Here is a 16,258-nt window from a genome sequence, read left to right as displayed (position 1 = left end):
GGTCCGTACCAGGACGCGGACAGCCCCTGGTGCCCGCCTTGAGCCTGTGTTAGAAAATTCCCGTGATCAGCGACCAGTTCCTGAAGGAGCGTCTCAGCATCGATCTCTGCCGTGTGACCAGCTGCTCCTGTTGAGCCTGGCCCGGCAGCGCTGAGCGCTTCCAGAACTGTGCGGCATCGTCCGCCCGCCTTCCGGCCACCCCTCGGGTGAGCCGGCGGCCCCCTCCAGAACCCGCACCCGATCCGGACCGGACGTTTCCGTCCCTTCCCGGCGTCCGGCCGCACGCGTTCTGCGGGGTCCCTCCCCCGTTGCCCGCGGGCGCCGTCGTCCGCGCGCCCCGCGTCCCCTGCCGCACGCCCGTCCGCCGCCCGGCGGCCGGGTCTCCGCGGCACCTCTCGACGGAGCCCGCCCATGACCACGTCCACCACCACGGAGAAGCAGCCGTCAGGCCCGGCCCTCTCCCCGGACCCGCCCCCGCGCGCCCGGCGCGCCGCCGATCGCCGGAGAGGACCGCGCGGCTGCGCCGGGCCGGGCTGCGGCTGGTCGCGCTGGTCGTGCTGCTCGCCCTGTGGCAGCTCGTGACCGCGCTCCGGCTGTGGTCACCGCTGCTCGTGCCGCCGCCCTCGGCCGTCTGGGACGCACTCGTCACGACGTCGGGCACCCATGACGGGGTGCGCGGCTACCAGGGCCACACCTTGATCGAGCACCTCGGCATCAGTCTGCGCCGGATAGCCATCGGCGCGGGCGCCGGTGTCCTGGCCGGTCTGGTGGCCGGGATCCTGATGGGCACACTGCCGTGGGTACGCGTGGTGTTCGAACCGGCGGTGGCATTCCTCCGGACCCTGCCGCCGCTCGCCTACTTCAGCCTGCTGATCATCTGGTTCGGCATCGACGAGGCGCCCAAGCTGTGGCTGCTGGCGATCGCCGCCATGCCACCCGTGGCCGTGGCCACCGCGTCCGCCGTCGCCTCCGCGCCCGCCTCGCTGGTGGAGGCGGCACGGGCCATAGGGGCCCGACGCTCGCAGGTGGTGGCGTCCGTCGTCCTGCCGTCCGCGCTGCCGGAGATCCTGGTCGGCGTCCGGCTGGCGTTCGGCATCGCCTACTCCTCGGTGGTCGCCGCCGAGACCGTCAACGGACTGCCCGGCATCGGCGGCATGATCCGTGACGCCCAGCGCTACAACCAGTCCGACGTGGTCGTACTCGGACTCTTCGCGATCGGCGTCTCCGGCCTGCTGATCGACGCCCTGCTGCGGGGCGCCGAGAACCGGCTCGCTCCGTGGCGCCGGCTGTCGTGACCACCGGGCACCGCACCGCCGCCCCACCCGCCATGCCCCTCGATCACCGAACGAAGGACCACACCATGCCCGGAACACGCGGTCTGCGCCGCGCCTCCATGCTCGTCGCGGCTCTGGGAGCACTCGTCGTCGTCACCGCCTGCGGGACGGGAGGCGGCGGAGGCGGTGACGACCAGGGCGACGGCAGGACGATCCGGATCGGTTATCAGGCCTTCCCCAGCGGCGACCTGATCGTGAAGGAGAAGGGCCTGCTGGAGAAGGCCCTGCCGGACCACACGATCAAGTGGATCAAGTTCGACTCCGGCGCCAGCATCAACACCGCCTTCGTCGCGGGCTCGGTCGATCTCGCCGCGATCGGCTCCAGCCCGGTGGCGCGCGGTCTGTCCGAGCCGCTGAACATCCCGTACCGGGTGACCTGGGTGCTGGATGTCGCCGGTGACAACGAGGCGCTGGTGGCGCGGGACGGCGCCGGCGTGAAGGACCTCGGGGACCTGGCGGGCCGCAAGGTTGCCACCCCCTTCAGCTCGACCTCGCACTACAGTCTGCTCGCCGCGCTCGACAAGGCGGGCGTGGACGCGTCGAAGGTCGATCTGCTCGACCTCGAACCGCAGGACATCGTCGCGGCCTGGTCACGCGGGGACATCGACGCGGCCTACGTCTGGCTGCCCACGCTCGACGAGCTCGGGAAGACCGGCAAGACCCTGCTCTCCAGCCGGGAACTGGCCGCGGCCGACAAGCCCACCCTCGACCTCGGAGTGGCGTCCACCGCCTTCATCGACAAGCAGCCCGAGGTGATCGCGGCCTGGCGCAAGGCCCAGGCGCAGGCCCTGGACCTGATCCACGACGATCCGCCGGCCGCCGCCGAGGCCGTCGGCAAGCAGCTCGGAATCAGCCCCGAGGACGCCGCCGCCCAGCTGAAGCAGGGCATCTTCCTCAAGCCGGCCGAACAGGCCGACGACAAGTGGCTGGGCCGCCCCGGGAAGGTCGGCAACCTGGCGGAGAACCTGCACAGCGCGGCGGAGTTCCTGGCGGGACAGAAGCAGATCCCGGCCGCACCGGAGCTCTCGGAGCTGGAGAAGGCCGTGTACGTGGAAGGGCTGAGCGATGCCGTCTCCGGATGACCGACAGGCGGACGCCCCCCACGAGGCGCGGGGGGCCGCAACGGCAACCGCCGCGGCCGCGCGTGAAGTGACGCCGGCCGCGTCCGTGCGTGAGGTCACGCACCGCTACGGACGCGGCGCGGACGCCGTGACGGCCCTCGGGCCGCTGTCGCTCGACGTCCCGGCCGGTGAGTTCCTGGTGCTCGTGGGCCCCTCGGGCAGCGGGAAGAGCACGCTGCTGAGGCTGATCGCCGGCTTCGAGCACGCCACCTCGGGCGACGTCACCGTGCACGGCGGAACGCCTGAGCCGGGACGCCAGGCGGGCGTGGTCTTCCAGCAGCCGCGGCTGTTCCCCTGGCGGACGGTCGGGGAGAACATCGCGCTGGCGCTCCGTTACGCGGGAGTCCCCCGGGCCGAACGCCCCGCGCGCGTCGAGGAACTGCTGGAGCGGGTCGGGCTGGCCGGCACCGCGGGCCGCAGGACCTGGCAGATCTCCGGGGGCCAGCAGCAGCGGGTGGCCATCGCCCGGGCCCTGGCCGGCGGCAAGGACCTGCTGCTGCTGGACGAGCCGTTCGCGGCTCTGGACGCGCTCACCCGTGAGCGGCTCCAGGAGGACCTGCGCACGGTCAGCGCGCGTACGGGGATCACGTCGGTCTTCGTCACGCACAGCGTGGACGAGGCCGTCTTCCTCGGTACCCGCGCGGTCGTCCTGAGCGCCGGTCCAGGCACCGTTGCCCTGGACATCCGCATCCCCCTGCCCCGGACGGGGAAGGACGACCCGGACGGGCTGAGGGGGCTGCCCGAGTACGCCGCCCTGCGCGCCGAGATCGGCGCGGCCGTCCGCGACGCGGCCCGCTGAGCCCGGACGGGCCGCCCCGCCCGCACATCCACACGCAGACAGGAGTCCCCATGTCCCTCATCACGTCACCCGGTTCCGCGCTGCGCGCCACCCGGCTGCCCCCGGACGGGCTGTACGAGGGCGCCCGCGAGCTGCGCAGGCTGGCGCCGGGCCGGCCCGACCGGCCCTACACCCTGTTCGGCCTCGTTCCCCTCGGCCCGGTCATCGGCGCCGAGATCGGCGGTGTCGACCTGACCCGCCCGCTCGCGCCCGCCGTGCGCGAGGAACTCGACCGGGCGCTGCTGGAGTGGAAGGTGCTCTTCTTCCGCGGGCAGCACCCCAGTTCGGCCCAGCAGCGTGCCTTCGCCGGCAACTGGGGCGAGCTGGAGACCAACCCCCTGCTGGCGGCCGGGGACGATCCCGAGGTGGCGCGCTTCGACCGCTCCTCCGCGCCGAGCTTCGAGAACGTCTGGCACACCGATGTGACGTTCCGGGAACGGCCGGCACTCGGCGCGGTCCTCCACCTGCGCGAGGTGCCTCCGTACGGCGGGGACACGATGTGGGCGGACATGGCCGCGGCGTACGACAACCTCGCGCCGGAGATGAAGGAGCGTCTGGAGGGGGCGCGCGCGGTGCACGACTTCGTCCCGGGCTTCGCGCGTTTCACTCCTCATGAGCGGCTGGTCCCCTTCCAGGACCGCTTCCCGCCGGTCGAGCACCCGGTGGTCCGGACGCACCCCGTCACCGGACGCCGGATGCTCTTCGTCAACACCTCGTTCACCACCCGGATCGTGGGCTGGGACCGTGACGAGAGCGACCGGATGCTGCGGCTGCTGTTCCAGCAGGCGCATGTGCCCGAGTACCAGGTCCGCTTCACCTGGCGCGCGGGGGACGTCGCGTTCTGGGACAACCGGGCGACGCAGCACTACGCGGTGAACGACTACGCCCCGCACCGCAGGGTGGCGGAGCGGGTGGCCGTCGCGGGAGACCGTCCGCGCTGAACGGACGGCTCCCGCGGTGCTGCGGACCCTCAGCCCGTACGGCGCAGCAGGGCCAGGTACATCGCGTCGGTGCCGTGCAGATGGGGCCACAGCTGCACGTCCGGCCCGTCCCCCAGGGCGGGCACTCCGGGGAGCAGGGGGCGGGCGTCGATCCACTCGGCCTCGACGGCCGCCCCGCCGCGCCCCTTGAGCACGTCCTCGACGACGACCCTGGTCTCCGCGAGGTGCGGGGAGCAGGTCGCGTAACCGACGACGCCGCCGATCCGTACGGCCTTCAGCGCCTCGCGCAGCAGGCCGCGCTGCAGGGGGGCGAAGCTCTCCAGGTCCTCCGCGCGGCGGCGCCAGCGGGCTTCGGGGCGCCGCCGCAGGGCGCCGAGGCCGGAGCACGGTACGTCCATGAGGACCCGGTCGAAGGAGCCGGGCTGCCACGGGGGCCGGGTGCCGTCGGCGATGATCACCTGGTAGGGCCCCGGGTTGCCCGCCAGGGCGCGCTCGACGAGCCGTGCGCGGTGCGGCTGCTTCTCCGCCGCCAGCAGGGTCGCCCCGCGTCCGGCGGCGAGCGCGGCCAGCAGCGCGGCCTTGCCTCCCGGTCCCGCGCAGCCGTCGAGCCACCGGGTGTCGGTGCCCTCGACGGGCGCGGCGGCCAGGGCGGCGGCGACGAGCTGGCTGCCCTCGTCCTGGACGCCGGCGCTGCCGTCCCGTACGGCGGCCAGTGCTCCGGGCTCGCCGCCCTCGGCCATCCGCACGGCGTACGGCGACCAGCGGCCGGGAAGGCCGCTCTCCTCGCCGAGGGCCTCCAGCAGTTCGTCGGTGGTCGAGCGGCCGGGGCGGGCGACCAGCGTCACCTCGGGGCGCTCGTTGTCCGCCTCGAGCAGGTCCTCGATCCCGGCGCGTCCGCCGCCCAGGGCGTCCCAGAGCGCCGAGACGACCCAGCGGGGGTGCGAGTGGACGACGGAGAGGTGTTCCTCGGCGTCCTCGTCGTACGAGGGCGCGACGCGCTGCACCCATTCGTCCAGATCGTGCGCGGAGACCTTGCGCAGCACCGCGTTCACGAACTTGGCACGGCCCTCACCGAGCACCACCCGCGCCAGCTCCACGCTGGCGGACACGGCCGCGTGGGTCGGGATGCGGGTGCCGAGGAGCTGGTGGACGCCCATGTTGAGCACGTCGAGCACCGGCGGGTCGACCTCGCGCAGCGGCCGGTCGATGCAGGCGGCGACGATCGCGTCGTAGGTGCCCTGGCGGCGCAGGGTCCCGTAGACCAGTTCCGTCGCCAGCGCCGCGTCCCTCCCCTCGAAGTCGCCCTTGGCCCGTGCCTTCTTGAGCAGGGGGGGCAGGACGAGGTTGGCGTAGGCGTCGCGCTCGTCCACGGCCCTGAGCACCTCGAAGGCGAGGAACCTGACGGGGTCCTTCTTGGGACGGCGGTGAGGCTTGGCGGGACGACGGCGCTGCTGGTCGTTCACGTGAAAGGTGCTCCGCTGATGGTGAGGGGGCGAACCCGTCCAGCGTACGTCGCCCGCCCCCTGCCCCGTCCCGGGCCGCCGCGGCTCAGAGCCCCAGCAGCTCCCCGTGGGCGATGCGCACCCCGCGGGCCCAGTCGGCGGCCCGCATCGGCTTCTTGCCCTGGGGCTGGACCCAGAGGAGTTCCACGGCGTGCGAGCCGGTGCCCACGTACACGTTGTTCTTGCCCGCGGAGAGCTCGCCCGGGGCCAGATCGGTGCGGTCCAGGACGGGAGCGGCCTGGACCAGCTTGAGGCGTTCCCCGCGGAACAGGGTCCACGCGCCGGGGGCGGGGGTGCAGCCGCGCACCACGCGGTCGACGCGGAGGGCGGGCGCGGACCACTGCACCTGGGCGTCCTCGACGGTGATCTTGGGTGCGAGGGTGACGCCCTCGGCGGGCTGCGGGACGGCGTGCAGGGTGCCGTCCTCGATGCCGTCCATGGTCGCCGCGAGCAGCCCGGCTCCGGCGAAGGCGAGGCGGGTGAGCAGATCACCGCTGGTGTCGGTGGGCCGTACCTCCTCGGTCAGGACGCCGTACACCGGTCCGGAGTCCAGGCCCTCCTCGATCAGGAAGGTCGACGCGCCGGTGACCTCGTCGCCGGCCATCACGGAGTGCTGCACCGGCGCGGCCCCACGCCAGGCGGGCAGCAGCGAGAAGTGCAGGTTGACCCAGCCGCGCGCGGGCACGTCGAGCGCCACCTTGGGCAGCAGCGCACCGTAGGCGACCACGGGGCAGCAGTCCGGCGCGATCTCCCGAAGCCGTGCCAGGAACTCCTCGTCGCGCGGCTTGGCCGGCTTGAGGACCTCGATGCCCGCCTCCTCGGCCCGTTCGGCCACCGGACTGGCGACCAGCCGGCGCCCCCGTCCGGCCGGTGCGTCGGGACGCGTCACCACGGCGGCCACCTCGTGGCGGCCGGAGGCGATCAGGGCGTCCAGGGCGGGAACGGCTACCTCGGGGGTGCCTGCGAAGACGAGCTTCATGGGTGGCGGACTGCCTCTCGGGCGGAACGTACGTGGCGAGCAGCACACCAGTCTAGGGGTGGCCCCGCGCCCCCGCCCGGCCCGCCCCGGCTGTCCGGGCCCGGCGGGCAGGGGGCGTACGCAGGCCCACGCGCCCCCGCGCGCACAGACATACGCCCCAGTTGCGTGACCACATGGCCGGGTGACGCGTTGGTCAAGTGAGATTGACCGAAGTGGACCGCCCCCGGGCGGTCCGATCCCTTTCAACGCCGGTTCGAAAGGCTTGTTCATGGCCGACCACGCAACCCACGACGCCCAAGCTCGTGCCAGCCTGCATTTGTTGGTGCGGGACATCGAGCGGGTCCGGCGGCAGGTGGACGCGCTGCGTACCCTCACCGCGCAGCTGGGCAACGTCTACCGCCCTCGCCGCACGGGCCCGTCCGCGGGCTTCGTCGTCTACGGCAGGGCACCCGCCCCGACGGTCCGGCTCGCCCAGGAACTGCGCGACAGCGTCGAGACGCTGGTCACCGCCGCGGTGGACTTCGACCGCTCGCTGGGCTTCTCGTGGGACGCGGTGGGGTCCGCCCTCGGTGTCACCAAGCAGGCGGTGCACCGCCGTTACGGCGCCCGCCGCGCCACCCCTCAGCCGGGGGCGGCCGAAGCGACGTCCGAGGCCACGACCCGCACGGTCCCCGCGGTGCCGGGTTCCTCCTCCGCGGTGCCGGCCGTACCGGCCGCCCGCTCGATGCCGCCGCAGCCTTCGGACCGTTCCGGCGCCTTCCCCGGCCCGCGCAACGGCTGAGGACTACGGCCAGGACCCTGCCGGGCCCGCCGGCGGGCCCGTTCTCCGTGGCCTTCCGACGTCCCGACCCGCAGCCGGCAGCGTCAGCCGATGTCCGGCGGGTCGATCCTGATCCGCACGGGGTCCCCGGTGCCTCTGGCCGTCCGTGCGGCCTGAGCCGCCTTCAGCGCGGAGGCCAGCGCCGCTCCACGCCCGGGCGGAACCCTGACCAGCGCCCGCTCCCAAGTCTCGCCGGGCGGGGCGTCCCCCTGTCGGCGGGGCCTGCCGGGAGCGCCTCCCTGTACCGGCACAGGACCGAGCACCTGCGCCTCGGGCGGCAGCTCCGCACCGGCGAGATAGGCCGCGACCGCCTCGGGCGGCCCGGTCACCGAAGCCATTCTGGACACCGGCGGGAAACCGAGCTCCGCGCGATCCGCGAGTTCACGGCGGGCGTGACCGACCGGGTCCCAGCGGACCAGGGCCTGCACCGGCGCCAGCGTCGGCTCGGCCACGATCACCACCGTGCCTCCCTCCGGTCGGCCCCGCACCAGCGCGGCGGCGGCCGTCCAGCGCCGCAGCGCCTCCTCGCCCGCCCGCAGGTCGGGCCGGCCGACCATCGCCCAGCCGTCCAGCAGCAGCGCCGCCGCGTAACCGCCCTCGGCGACAGGCTCGGCCCCGGGAGTGCTGACGACGAGAGCCGGCAGGCCCGGCACCGAGTCCAGCACATGGTCCCGGCCGGAGGTCCGCACCGGGACGGCGGGAAACGCCCGCCCCAGCTCCTCCGCGGTCCGTCCGGCTCCGACGATCCTGGCCCGCAGGCGTACGCCGCCGCAGGCCGGGCAGTTCCACGCGGTCTCGGCCCGCCCGCACCAGGCGCAGTTGAGGTCCTGCTGGTCAGGGGCCTGCAGCGGCCCCGCGCAGTGCCGGCACCGGGCGGGTTCACGGCACCGCTCGCAGGACAGCCTGGGAGCGTAACCCCGGCGGGGCACCTGTACGAGTACGGGACCGCTGCGCAGGCCGTCCCTGACGGTCTGCCAGGCCAGGCTGGGCAGTCGTGCCGAGCGCGCGGCGCCGTCCCGCGCGAGCTCCCCGTCGTCGACGGTACGCACGAGAGGCGCCGCGATCCGCAGTTGCTCCCGGTCCGGGCGCAGGGGCAGGGCCCAGCCGTTCTCGACCAGCTGGGCGGCCTCCACCGTGCAGTTCGTGCCGCCCAGCAGGAAGCCGCAGCGGCCGTGCGCCGCCCGCAGCTCCAGCACCTCCCTGACGTGCGGGAAGGGCGCGTTGTCGTCGCTGTGGCTGGAGTCCCCGTCGTCCCAGAGGGCCACGAGGCCGAGATCGGCGACCGGGGCGAACATCGCGGCCCTGGTCCCCACCACCGCGCGCACGGAGCCGCGCCGGACCGCCAGCCACTGCCGGTAGCGTTTCTCGGGGCCGGATTCGGCGGTCAGCAGCGCGTGCCGCCCCTGCCCCAGTACCTCGGTGAGGGCGGCGTCGACCCGCCCGGCGGTCCGCCCGTCCGGCACGACGACGAGCGCGCCCCGGCCCGAGGCCAGGGTCGCGGCCATGGCACGGGCGATCTCCTCGGGCCAGTGCGGTCCGGGGAGCGCGGTCCACACGGCCCGCGGCGCACCGCCCTCGGCCAGCGCGCGCAGGAAGCCGGGGCCCTGGGCGTACCGCTCCCAGGAGCCGGGCGAGGGGGCGGGGGGCGGCGGCAGGGGTGCGGGCGACGGCTTGCTCTCGGCGCGCGCGTTCCTCGGGGGCACGGCGAGCTGGAGCACGTCGGCGAGGCTGCCGGCGTAGCGGTCGGCGACGGCCCGTGAGAGCTCCAGCAGCTCCGGGCCGAGCACCGGCTCGGGTGAGACGACGTAGGCGAGGGCCGCCAGGGCTCCCTGGTAGTCCGAGGTGGCGCGGCGTTCGATCAGGAAGCCGTCGATCAGACCGCCGCCCTCGCGCCTCCCGCCTCGGACCTGACGTCCTCCGGCCCCGAACCGCACCCGGACGCGGACGCCCGGCCGGGCCTGTGCGTCGAGCTCCTCGGGAACGGCGTAGTCGAAGTACTGGTCGAGGTGGAGTGCGCCCTTGTTCACCAGGACGCGGGCGACGGGCAGTTCCCCGGCGAGCGGGGCGCCGCGCCACGTGCGCGGCTTGGCCCGCGGCACCTTGGCCCGGCGCACCGTCTCCCGGATGAGCGCAAGCTGCTCCGGCGCCCCGGCACCGGGCTCTTCGGACTGCTCGTCGTCGCTGCTCACAGCCACATTCCTACCAGACACCACTGACACGTCCCGGGTGTGCGGGACGGGCGCACACGCCGGGGCCCGGACACCTCGTACGGTGTCCGGGCCCCGGTGTGAGAACTACCCGCGTGCTACAGGCCCGCGGCCGCGCGCAGCGCGTCCACACGGTCGGTCCGCTCCCAGGTGAAGTCGGGGAGCTCGCGGCCGAAGTGTCCGTACGCAGCGGTCTGGGCGTAGATCGGGCGGAGCAGGTCGAGGTCGCGGATGATCGCGGCCGGGCGGAGGTCGAAGACCTCGCCGATGGCGTGCTCGATCTTCTCCGTGTCGACCGCGGCGGTGCCGAAGGTCTCGACGAACAGGCCCACGGGCTCGGCCTTGCCGATCGCGTAGGCGACCTGGACCTCGCAGCGCGTGGCGAGCCCGGCCGCGACGACGTTCTTGGCGACCCAGCGCATGGCGTAGGCGGCCGAGCGGTCGACCTTGGACGGGTCCTTGCCGGAGAAGGCGCCGCCGCCGTGGCGGGCCATGCCGCCGTAGGTGTCGATGATGATCTTGCGGCCGGTGAGGCCGGCGTCGCCCATCGGGCCACCGATCTCGAAGCGGCCGGTCGGGTTCACCAGCAAGCGGTAGCCCTCGGTGTCCAGCTTGATGCCGTCCTCGATGAGCTGGTTCAGGACGTGCTCGACGACGAACTCGCGGATGTCGGGCGCGAGCAGCGAGTCCAGGTCGATGTCGGAGGCGTGCTGCGAGGAGACGACGACCGTGTCGAGGCGGACGGCCTTGTCACCGTCGTACTCGATGGTGACCTGGGTCTTGCCGTCGGGACGCAGGTACGGGATGGTCCCGTTCTTGCGGACCTCGGAGAGCCGGCGCGAGAGACGGTGCGCGAGGTAGATCGGCAGCGGCATCAGCTCGGGCGTCTCGTCGCAGGCGTAGCCGAACATCAGCCCCTGGTCGCCGGCGCCCTGCTTGTCGAGCTCGTCCTCCTCCTCACCTCGGGAGGCTCCCTCGACGCGCTTCTCGTACGCCGTGTCGACGCCCTGGGCGATGTCCGGGGACTGCGCCCCGATGGAGACCGAGACGCCGCAGGAGGCCCCGTCGAAGCCCTTCTTGGAGGAGTCGTAGCCGATCTCCAGCACCTTGTTGCGCACGAGGTTGGGGATATCGGCGTAGGCCTTGGTCGTGACCTCACCCGCGACATGCACCAGACCGGTGGTGATCAGGGTCTCGACGGCGACGCGCGAGGTGGGGTCCTCGGTCAGGAGCGCGTCGAGAATCGTGTCGCTGATCTGGTCAGCGATCTTGTCGGGGTGGCCCTCGGTGACGGACTCCGAGGTGAAGAGACGGCGGGACACATCGCTCCCTGGGGTTGCAGCGGCTGCTGGCTGATCATTGGTGGAACTCCGGGAGCTGCGCCCGGCACATTCCGTCGACCAGTTTATCGGTCGCTTCCGGTGATTGGGTCACGCGTCTCGCCCCTTGGGAGTTCTGTGATCTGCGGCACTGTTGACGGCAGTACGACAATCCCTCCTTCCGGGGGCGAGTCATCGCCGTCCGTCCCGAGTTCCCTCGCGCCGGAGCGGCATCTGTGCAATCTAACCGAAACGCGCCGTCACCAGGTCCCACACCGTGTCGGCGAGTGCTTCCTTCGGCCCGTACGGCACAGCGGTCTCGCCGCCGTCGGATCCGAGCACGACCGCCTCGTTCTCCTCGGACCCGAAGGTCTTCCGCTCCCCCACCTCGTTCACGACGAGGAGGTCGCAGCCCTTGCGGCGGAGCTTCTCGCGTCCGTTGGCGAGGACGTCGTCGGTCTCGGCGGCGAATCCGACGACGAGCTGCCCGGGCCGGGCCCGGTCGGCGGCGACCTCGGCGAGGATGTCGGGGTTGCGTACGAGCGTGATCGGCGCCGGCTCCTGGCCGTCCTTCTTCTTGATCTTCCCCGACGCGTAGGCGGCGGGCCGGAAGTCCGCGACGGCCGCGGCCATCACGACCACGTCGGCGTCCGCGGCCGCCTTCAGCACGGCCTCGCGCAGCTGGACGGCGGTCCCGGCACGCACGACGTCGGCGCCCGCGGGGTCGGGGAGCCCCGTGTTGGCCTCGATCAGCGTCACCCGGGCGCCACGCGCGACGGCGGTGCGGGCGAGTGCGTAGCCCTGCTTGCCCGAGGACCGGTTGCCCAGGAAGCGCACCGGGTCGAGCGGCTCACGGGTGCCGCCCGCACTGATCACCACGTGCCAGGCCCGCGAGGTCGGGCGTGACGGGACCACGGGCGAGGACGCGCCGGCAGACCTCGAAGATCTCCCCCGGGTCCGGCAGCCTGCCCTTGCCCGTGTCCACACCGGTGAGCCTGCCGACGGCCGGCTCGATGACGACGGCACCGCGGCGGCGCAGGGTGGCGACGTTCTCCTGGGTGGCGGGGTGCTCCCACATCTCGGTGTGCATCGCCGGTGCGAAGACGACCGGACAGCGCGCGGTGAGCAGGGTGTTGGTGAGGAGGTCGTCCGCCAGGCCGTGGGCGGCCCTGGCGAGCATGTCCGCGGTGGCCGGGGCGACCACGACGAGATCCGCACCCTGTCCGATCCGGACGTGCGGCACCTCGTGCACGCTCTCCCAGACCTCGGTCGACACGGGGTTCCCGGAGAGGGCCGACCAGGTGGCGGCCCCGACGAAGTTCAGCGACGCCTCGGTCGGTACGACCCGTACGTCGTGGCCGGACTCGGTCAGCCTGCGGAGCAGTTCGCACGCCTTGTACGCGGCGATGCCTCCGCTGACCCCCAGGACGACCTTGGGCTTGTCCACTGCGTCTCCCCGCACTCGTGTCCCAGCGCACTCGCGTGCGCCTCATGACGTACGCCCCCATGCTGCCTCACCGTCCCCGGCCCGCTCCGGCGGGCCCGGGGCCGGACACACCACAGGCCCGGCGGTTACGGGCCGCCGGGCCTGTGGTGAAGGTGCGTTTCCTGCGTGCCGCCTGCTTACTGCGCGGGGCCCTCGATGGCCTCGGAGGTCAGCAGACCCGCGTTGATCTCGCGGAGCGCGATCGAGAGCGGCTTCTCGTGCACGTGGGTGTCGACGAGCGGACCGACGTACTCGAGGAGGCCTTCACCGAGCTGCGAGTAGTACGCGTTGATCTGACGCGCGCGCTTGGCGGCGTAGATCACGAGGCTGTACTTCGAGTCGGTGGCCTCGAGGAGCTCATCAATCGGCGGGTTGATGATGCCCTCGGGCGTGGTGATGGAAGAGGACACTCTCTGCCTTCCGAAGGGGATAGAGATCAAAGAGATCTTTGATCATGCTGGTTCCGCAGTGATGCTCTGCGTCCGCGGACGTGTGGACCGTTGAGGTCAGTCGTCACTGCCGCGGAGGCCGGAAGCCTGCAGCATCAACGTTAGCAGCTCGCGTGCGACGTCCTCGACGGAGGTGTTGACGAGCGTCGTGTCGAACTCCGACTCCGCGGCCAGTTCGACCTTCGCCGCCGCCAGCCGCCGCTCGATCACGTCGGGCGCCTCGGTCCCGCGGCCGGTGAGCCGGCGAACCAGCTCGTCCCAGCCGGGCGGCGCGAGGAAGACGAGCTGCGCCTCGGGCATCGACTGGCGGACCAGCCGCGCGCCCTGCAGGTCGATCTCCAGCAGCACCGGCTCGCCCGCCTCCAGGCGGTCGAGCACGGCCCGGCGGGGCGTGCCGTAGCGGTTGCCGGCGAACTCGGCCCACTCCAGCAGCTCGCCGTTGGCGATCAGCTTGTCGAACTCCTCGTCGTCCACGAAGAAGTAGTGGACACCGTTACGCTCGCCGGGTCGCGGCTTCCGTGTCGTCGCCGACACCGAGAGCCAGACCTCGGGGTGAACCGTGCGCATATGAGCGACGACCGTGCTCTTGCCGACCCCGGAGGGGCCGGAGAGCACGGTCAGCCGCGGACGTACGTCCGGGGGTACGGGGGACGTCCCCCGGGATGTTGCAGCCATGGGGCGATTATCCCCGTTCTCAGGAGTGCCTGAGAACGTCAGGCGGCGCTGCCGCCGAACTCACGCTCCAGGGATGCGATCTGGTTGGAGCCGAGACCCCGGACCCGGCGGCTCTCGGAGATGCCGAGCCGCTCCATGATCTGCTTGGCGCGGACCTTGCCCACGCCCGGCAGGGACTCGAGGAGAGCGGAGACCTTCATCTTGCCGATGACGTCGTTCTCCTGGCCCGACTTGATGACCTCATGGAGGGAGGCACCGGAGTGCTTGAGTCGATTCTTGACCTCGGCCCGCTCCCGGCGAGCCGCGGCGGCCTTTTCGAGCGCGGCTGCGCGCTGTTCAGGGGTAAGGGGCGGAAGAGCCACGCCTACGTCACCTCGGATGTCGATCTGTCGGATACGGACCGGTACGGAGCCTGGATGGCTCCGCACCTGGTGAGCAACGAACAACGAGTGCTCGTTGGCTCTCGACGGAGACTAGCGGCCAAGGGCGCCTGAGTCAGCGAGAACAGACGAAAAGTCCTGGTCAGCTGGCACCGACCCGGACATTTAGCCCATAACAACCCGGATTTTCGGTCAGGATTCCGCCAACAGGCTGTTACGTGGCATGGTCAGCTTTCCGGGACGGCCGTTCGGACCTCGTCCGCGAACCGTCCGGCGGCTTCGCGCAGCCCTGATACATCCGGTCCGTGACGCAGCACCCCCCGGCTCACACTCGGCACGACGTTGCGCACCGCGGCGCCGAAGACCCGGGGAAGATCCGCGGGCGTGGCGCCCTGGGCGCCGATGCCGGGTGCGAGGAGCGGACCATTGATCGACAGGTCGGCTCCCGTGTCCCCGAGCGTGGCGCCGACCACGGCCCCGACGGAGCCGAGCGGCGTGGCGCCCTCGTTCTCGGCGGCCATGTGGTCGAGCATCAGCTGGGCCAGCGACCGGCCGTCGGCGGAGGTGGCGCGCTGGACCTCGGCGCCCTCCGGGTTGGAGGTGAGGGCGAGCACGAAGACGCCCGCACCGGAGGCCTCGGCGGCGTCGAGCGCCGGACGCAGCGAGCCGAAGCCGAGGTACGGCGAGACGGTGACCGCGTCGGAGAACAGCGGCGAGTCCTTGTCGAGGTACGTGGCGGCGTAGGCGCCCATCGTGGAGCCGATGTCGCCCCGCTTGGCGTCCATGAGCACGAGGGCTCCCGCGGCGCGGGCCTCCTCGACCGCCTTTTCCAGGACGGCGACGCCTCGCGAGCCGAACCGCTCGAAGAACGCGGACTGCGGCTTGAGCACGGCGACCCGGTCGGCCAGCGCCTCGACGACCGTACGTGTGAAGCGCTCGAGGCCGGCGACGTCGTCGTTCAGGCCCCAGGAGCTGAGCAGGGAGGCGTGCGGGTCGATGCCGACGCAGAGCGGCCCGCGGGTGTCCATGGCGTGGCGCAGGCGTGCGCCGAAGGGTTCAGGGGTCACTGCATGACCTTCCGTGTCTCGGCGCCGACGGCCTCGGAGAGGGTTGCGTACGGCGAGGCGGCCAGCCGGGCGGCCAGTCCCTTGTGGATCGCCCGGGCGTAGAACGGGCCCTCGTAGATGAAGGCGCTGTAGCCCTGTACGAGCGTGGCACCGGCCAGGATGCGCTGCCAGGCGTCCTCGGCGTTCTCGATGCCCCCGACGCCCACCAGGGTGATCCGGGTCCCCACACGGGCGTACAGGCGGCTCAGGACCTCCAGGGAGCGCTCCTTGAGGGGCGCGCCGGAGAGTCCGCCGGTCTCCGCGACCAGGGTGGAGTCGGACTTCAGGCCGAGGCCCTCGCGGGCGATGGTGGTGTTGGTGGCGATGATGCCGTCCAGGCCGAGCTCGACGGCGAGGTCGGCGACCGCGTCGACGTCCTCGTCCGCGAGGTCCGGGGCGATCTTGACCAGCAGCGGGACGCGCCGGTCGGTGACGGTGCGGTCGGCGGCCTCGCGCACGGCGGTGAGCAGCGGGCGCAGCGCCTCGGTCGCCTGGAGGTTGCGCAGACCGGGCGTGTTGGGCGACGAGACGTTCACCACGAGGTAGTCGGCGTGGGCGGCGAGCCGCTCGGTGGACTTCACGTAGTCGCCCACGGCCTCGGCCTCGGGGACCACCTTCGTCTTGCCGATGTTGACGCCGACGGTGGTGCGGAAGACGGGGTTGCGGGCGGCGAGGCGCTCCGCCACGGCCGCCGAGCCCTCGTTGTTGAAGCCCATGCGGTTGATCAGCGCACGGTCCGCGACCAGGCGGAACAGCCGCTTCCTGGGGTTTCCGGGCTGCGGCTCGCCGGTGACCGTGCCGATCTCGATGTGATCGAAGCCGAGCATGGACATGCCGTCGATGGCGACGGCGTTCTTGTCGAAGCCGGCGGCGAGCCCGAAGGGGCCGTGCATCCGCAGCCCGAGGGCCTCGGTGCGCAGTTCCTGGTGGCGGGGGGCGAGCGCGGCGGCGACGAAGGTGCGCAGCACGGGGGTGCGGGCGGCGAGGCGGATCCACCGGAAGGCCAGGTGGTGGGCCTGCTCCGGGTCCATCCGCTTGAAGACCAGCTGGAAGAAGAGTTTGTACATCACGGTGTCCTCATGAAGAGGGGGACACCGTTTC

General features: G+C 72.6%; 14 protein-coding genes and 1 pseudogene. 5 read left to right on the top strand and 10 right to left on the bottom strand.

Annotated elements, in window-relative coordinates:
* Positions 1-518: 518 nt before the first annotated feature.
* The 4 genes from P8A20_RS31385 to P8A20_RS31370 all read left to right on the top strand — a co-directional run bounded on the left by P8A20_RS31385 (position 519) and on the right by P8A20_RS31370 (position 4,234).
* Positions 519-1,295 carry an ABC transporter permease gene (locus P8A20_RS31385; protein WP_306105220.1) on the top strand — a complete coding sequence of 259 codons (777 nt, stop codon included), beginning with the start codon at positions 519-521 and terminating at the stop codon, positions 1,293-1,295.
* 65 nt (positions 1,296-1,360) lie between these two features.
* Positions 1,361-2,416: a taurine ABC transporter substrate-binding protein gene (locus tag P8A20_RS31380; protein WP_147962384.1), complete on the top strand. Its 1,056-nt coding sequence runs from the start codon at positions 1,361-1,363 to the stop codon at positions 2,414-2,416.
* Complete coding sequence (locus P8A20_RS31375; RefSeq protein WP_306104689.1) at positions 2,400-3,254, top strand: ABC transporter ATP-binding protein; 855 nt, start codon at positions 2,400-2,402, stop codon at positions 3,252-3,254. Before P8A20_RS31380 ends, P8A20_RS31375 begins: the two co-directional genes overlap by 17 nt.
* Before the next feature lie 50 nt (positions 3,255-3,304).
* Positions 3,305-4,234 (top strand): TauD/TfdA dioxygenase family protein, encoded by a 930-nt coding sequence (locus P8A20_RS31370; protein WP_306104688.1) that lies wholly within the window; start codon positions 3,305-3,307, stop codon positions 4,232-4,234.
* Between the two features lie 29 nt (positions 4,235-4,263).
* Here P8A20_RS31370 and P8A20_RS31365 read toward each other — a convergent pair whose 3' ends face one another.
* Together P8A20_RS31365 and fmt are read right to left on the bottom strand one after the other, a co-directional pair.
* Positions 4,264-5,697, bottom strand: coding sequence for an RsmB/NOP family class I SAM-dependent RNA methyltransferase (locus P8A20_RS31365; RefSeq protein ID WP_147962381.1), 1,434 nt, complete (start codon positions 5,695-5,697; stop codon positions 4,264-4,266).
* Positions 5,698-5,782: 85 nt separating this feature from the next.
* The gene (gene fmt, locus P8A20_RS31360; protein WP_109882161.1) at positions 5,783-6,715 is read right to left on the bottom strand and encodes a methionyl-tRNA formyltransferase; all 933 of its coding nucleotides are present in this window, start codon (positions 6,713-6,715) and stop codon (positions 5,783-5,785) included.
* A gap of 268 nt (positions 6,716-6,983) precedes the next feature.
* On the opposite strand from fmt, the gene P8A20_RS31355 reads away from it, so the two are divergent.
* Positions 6,984-7,496, top strand: coding sequence for a hypothetical protein (locus P8A20_RS31355; protein ID WP_147962380.1), 513 nt, complete (start codon positions 6,984-6,986; stop codon positions 7,494-7,496).
* A gap of 83 nt (positions 7,497-7,579) precedes the next feature.
* On the opposite strand, the gene P8A20_RS31350 is transcribed toward P8A20_RS31355, so the two are convergent.
* The 8 genes and pseudogenes from P8A20_RS31350 to P8A20_RS31315 all read right to left on the bottom strand — a co-directional run bounded on the left by P8A20_RS31350 (position 7,580) and on the right by P8A20_RS31315 (position 16,224).
* Positions 7,580-9,724 (bottom strand): primosomal protein N', encoded by a 2,145-nt coding sequence (locus tag P8A20_RS31350; RefSeq protein WP_147962379.1) that lies wholly within the window; start codon positions 9,722-9,724, stop codon positions 7,580-7,582.
* A 116-nt stretch (positions 9,725-9,840) separates the two neighbouring features.
* Positions 9,841-11,064 carry a methionine adenosyltransferase gene (gene metK, locus P8A20_RS31345; protein WP_147962378.1) on the bottom strand — a complete coding sequence of 408 codons (1,224 nt, stop codon included), beginning with the start codon at positions 11,062-11,064 and terminating at the stop codon, positions 9,841-9,843.
* 240 nt (positions 11,065-11,304) lie between these two features.
* Positions 11,305-12,508 (bottom strand): annotated as a pseudogene (gene coaBC, locus P8A20_RS31340) (bifunctional phosphopantothenoylcysteine decarboxylase/phosphopantothenate--cysteine ligase CoaBC).
* Between the two features lie 176 nt (positions 12,509-12,684).
* Complete coding sequence (gene rpoZ / locus P8A20_RS31335; RefSeq protein ID WP_003970369.1) at positions 12,685-12,957, bottom strand: DNA-directed RNA polymerase subunit omega; 273 nt, start codon at positions 12,955-12,957, stop codon at positions 12,685-12,687.
* Positions 12,958-13,053: 96 nt separating this feature from the next.
* A complete protein-coding gene (gene gmk / locus P8A20_RS31330; RefSeq protein ID WP_147962376.1) occupies positions 13,054-13,671 on the bottom strand; it encodes a guanylate kinase in 618 nt (205 codons plus the stop codon).
* A gap of 38 nt (positions 13,672-13,709) precedes the next feature.
* Positions 13,710-14,033, bottom strand: a complete 324-nt coding sequence (locus P8A20_RS31325; protein ID WP_018524251.1) for an integration host factor — start codon at positions 14,031-14,033, stop codon at positions 13,710-13,712.
* Between the two features lie 245 nt (positions 14,034-14,278).
* Complete coding sequence (pyrF, locus tag P8A20_RS31320; protein ID WP_147962375.1) at positions 14,279-15,118, bottom strand: orotidine-5'-phosphate decarboxylase; 840 nt, start codon at positions 15,116-15,118, stop codon at positions 14,279-14,281.
* Positions 15,115-16,224, bottom strand: a complete 1,110-nt coding sequence (locus P8A20_RS31315; RefSeq protein WP_147962374.1) for a quinone-dependent dihydroorotate dehydrogenase — start codon at positions 16,222-16,224, stop codon at positions 15,115-15,117. Before P8A20_RS31315 ends, pyrF begins: the two co-directional genes overlap by 4 nt.
* Between the last annotated feature and the right edge of the window lie 34 nt (positions 16,225-16,258).

Source organism: Streptomyces sp. Alt3, assembly GCF_030719215.1.
Lineage (GTDB): Bacteria > Actinomycetota > Actinomycetes > Streptomycetales > Streptomycetaceae > Streptomyces > Streptomyces glycanivorans.
The sequence above is the reverse complement of the archived record's forward strand: the minus strand, read 5'-3'. Positions and strand labels throughout refer to the sequence as shown.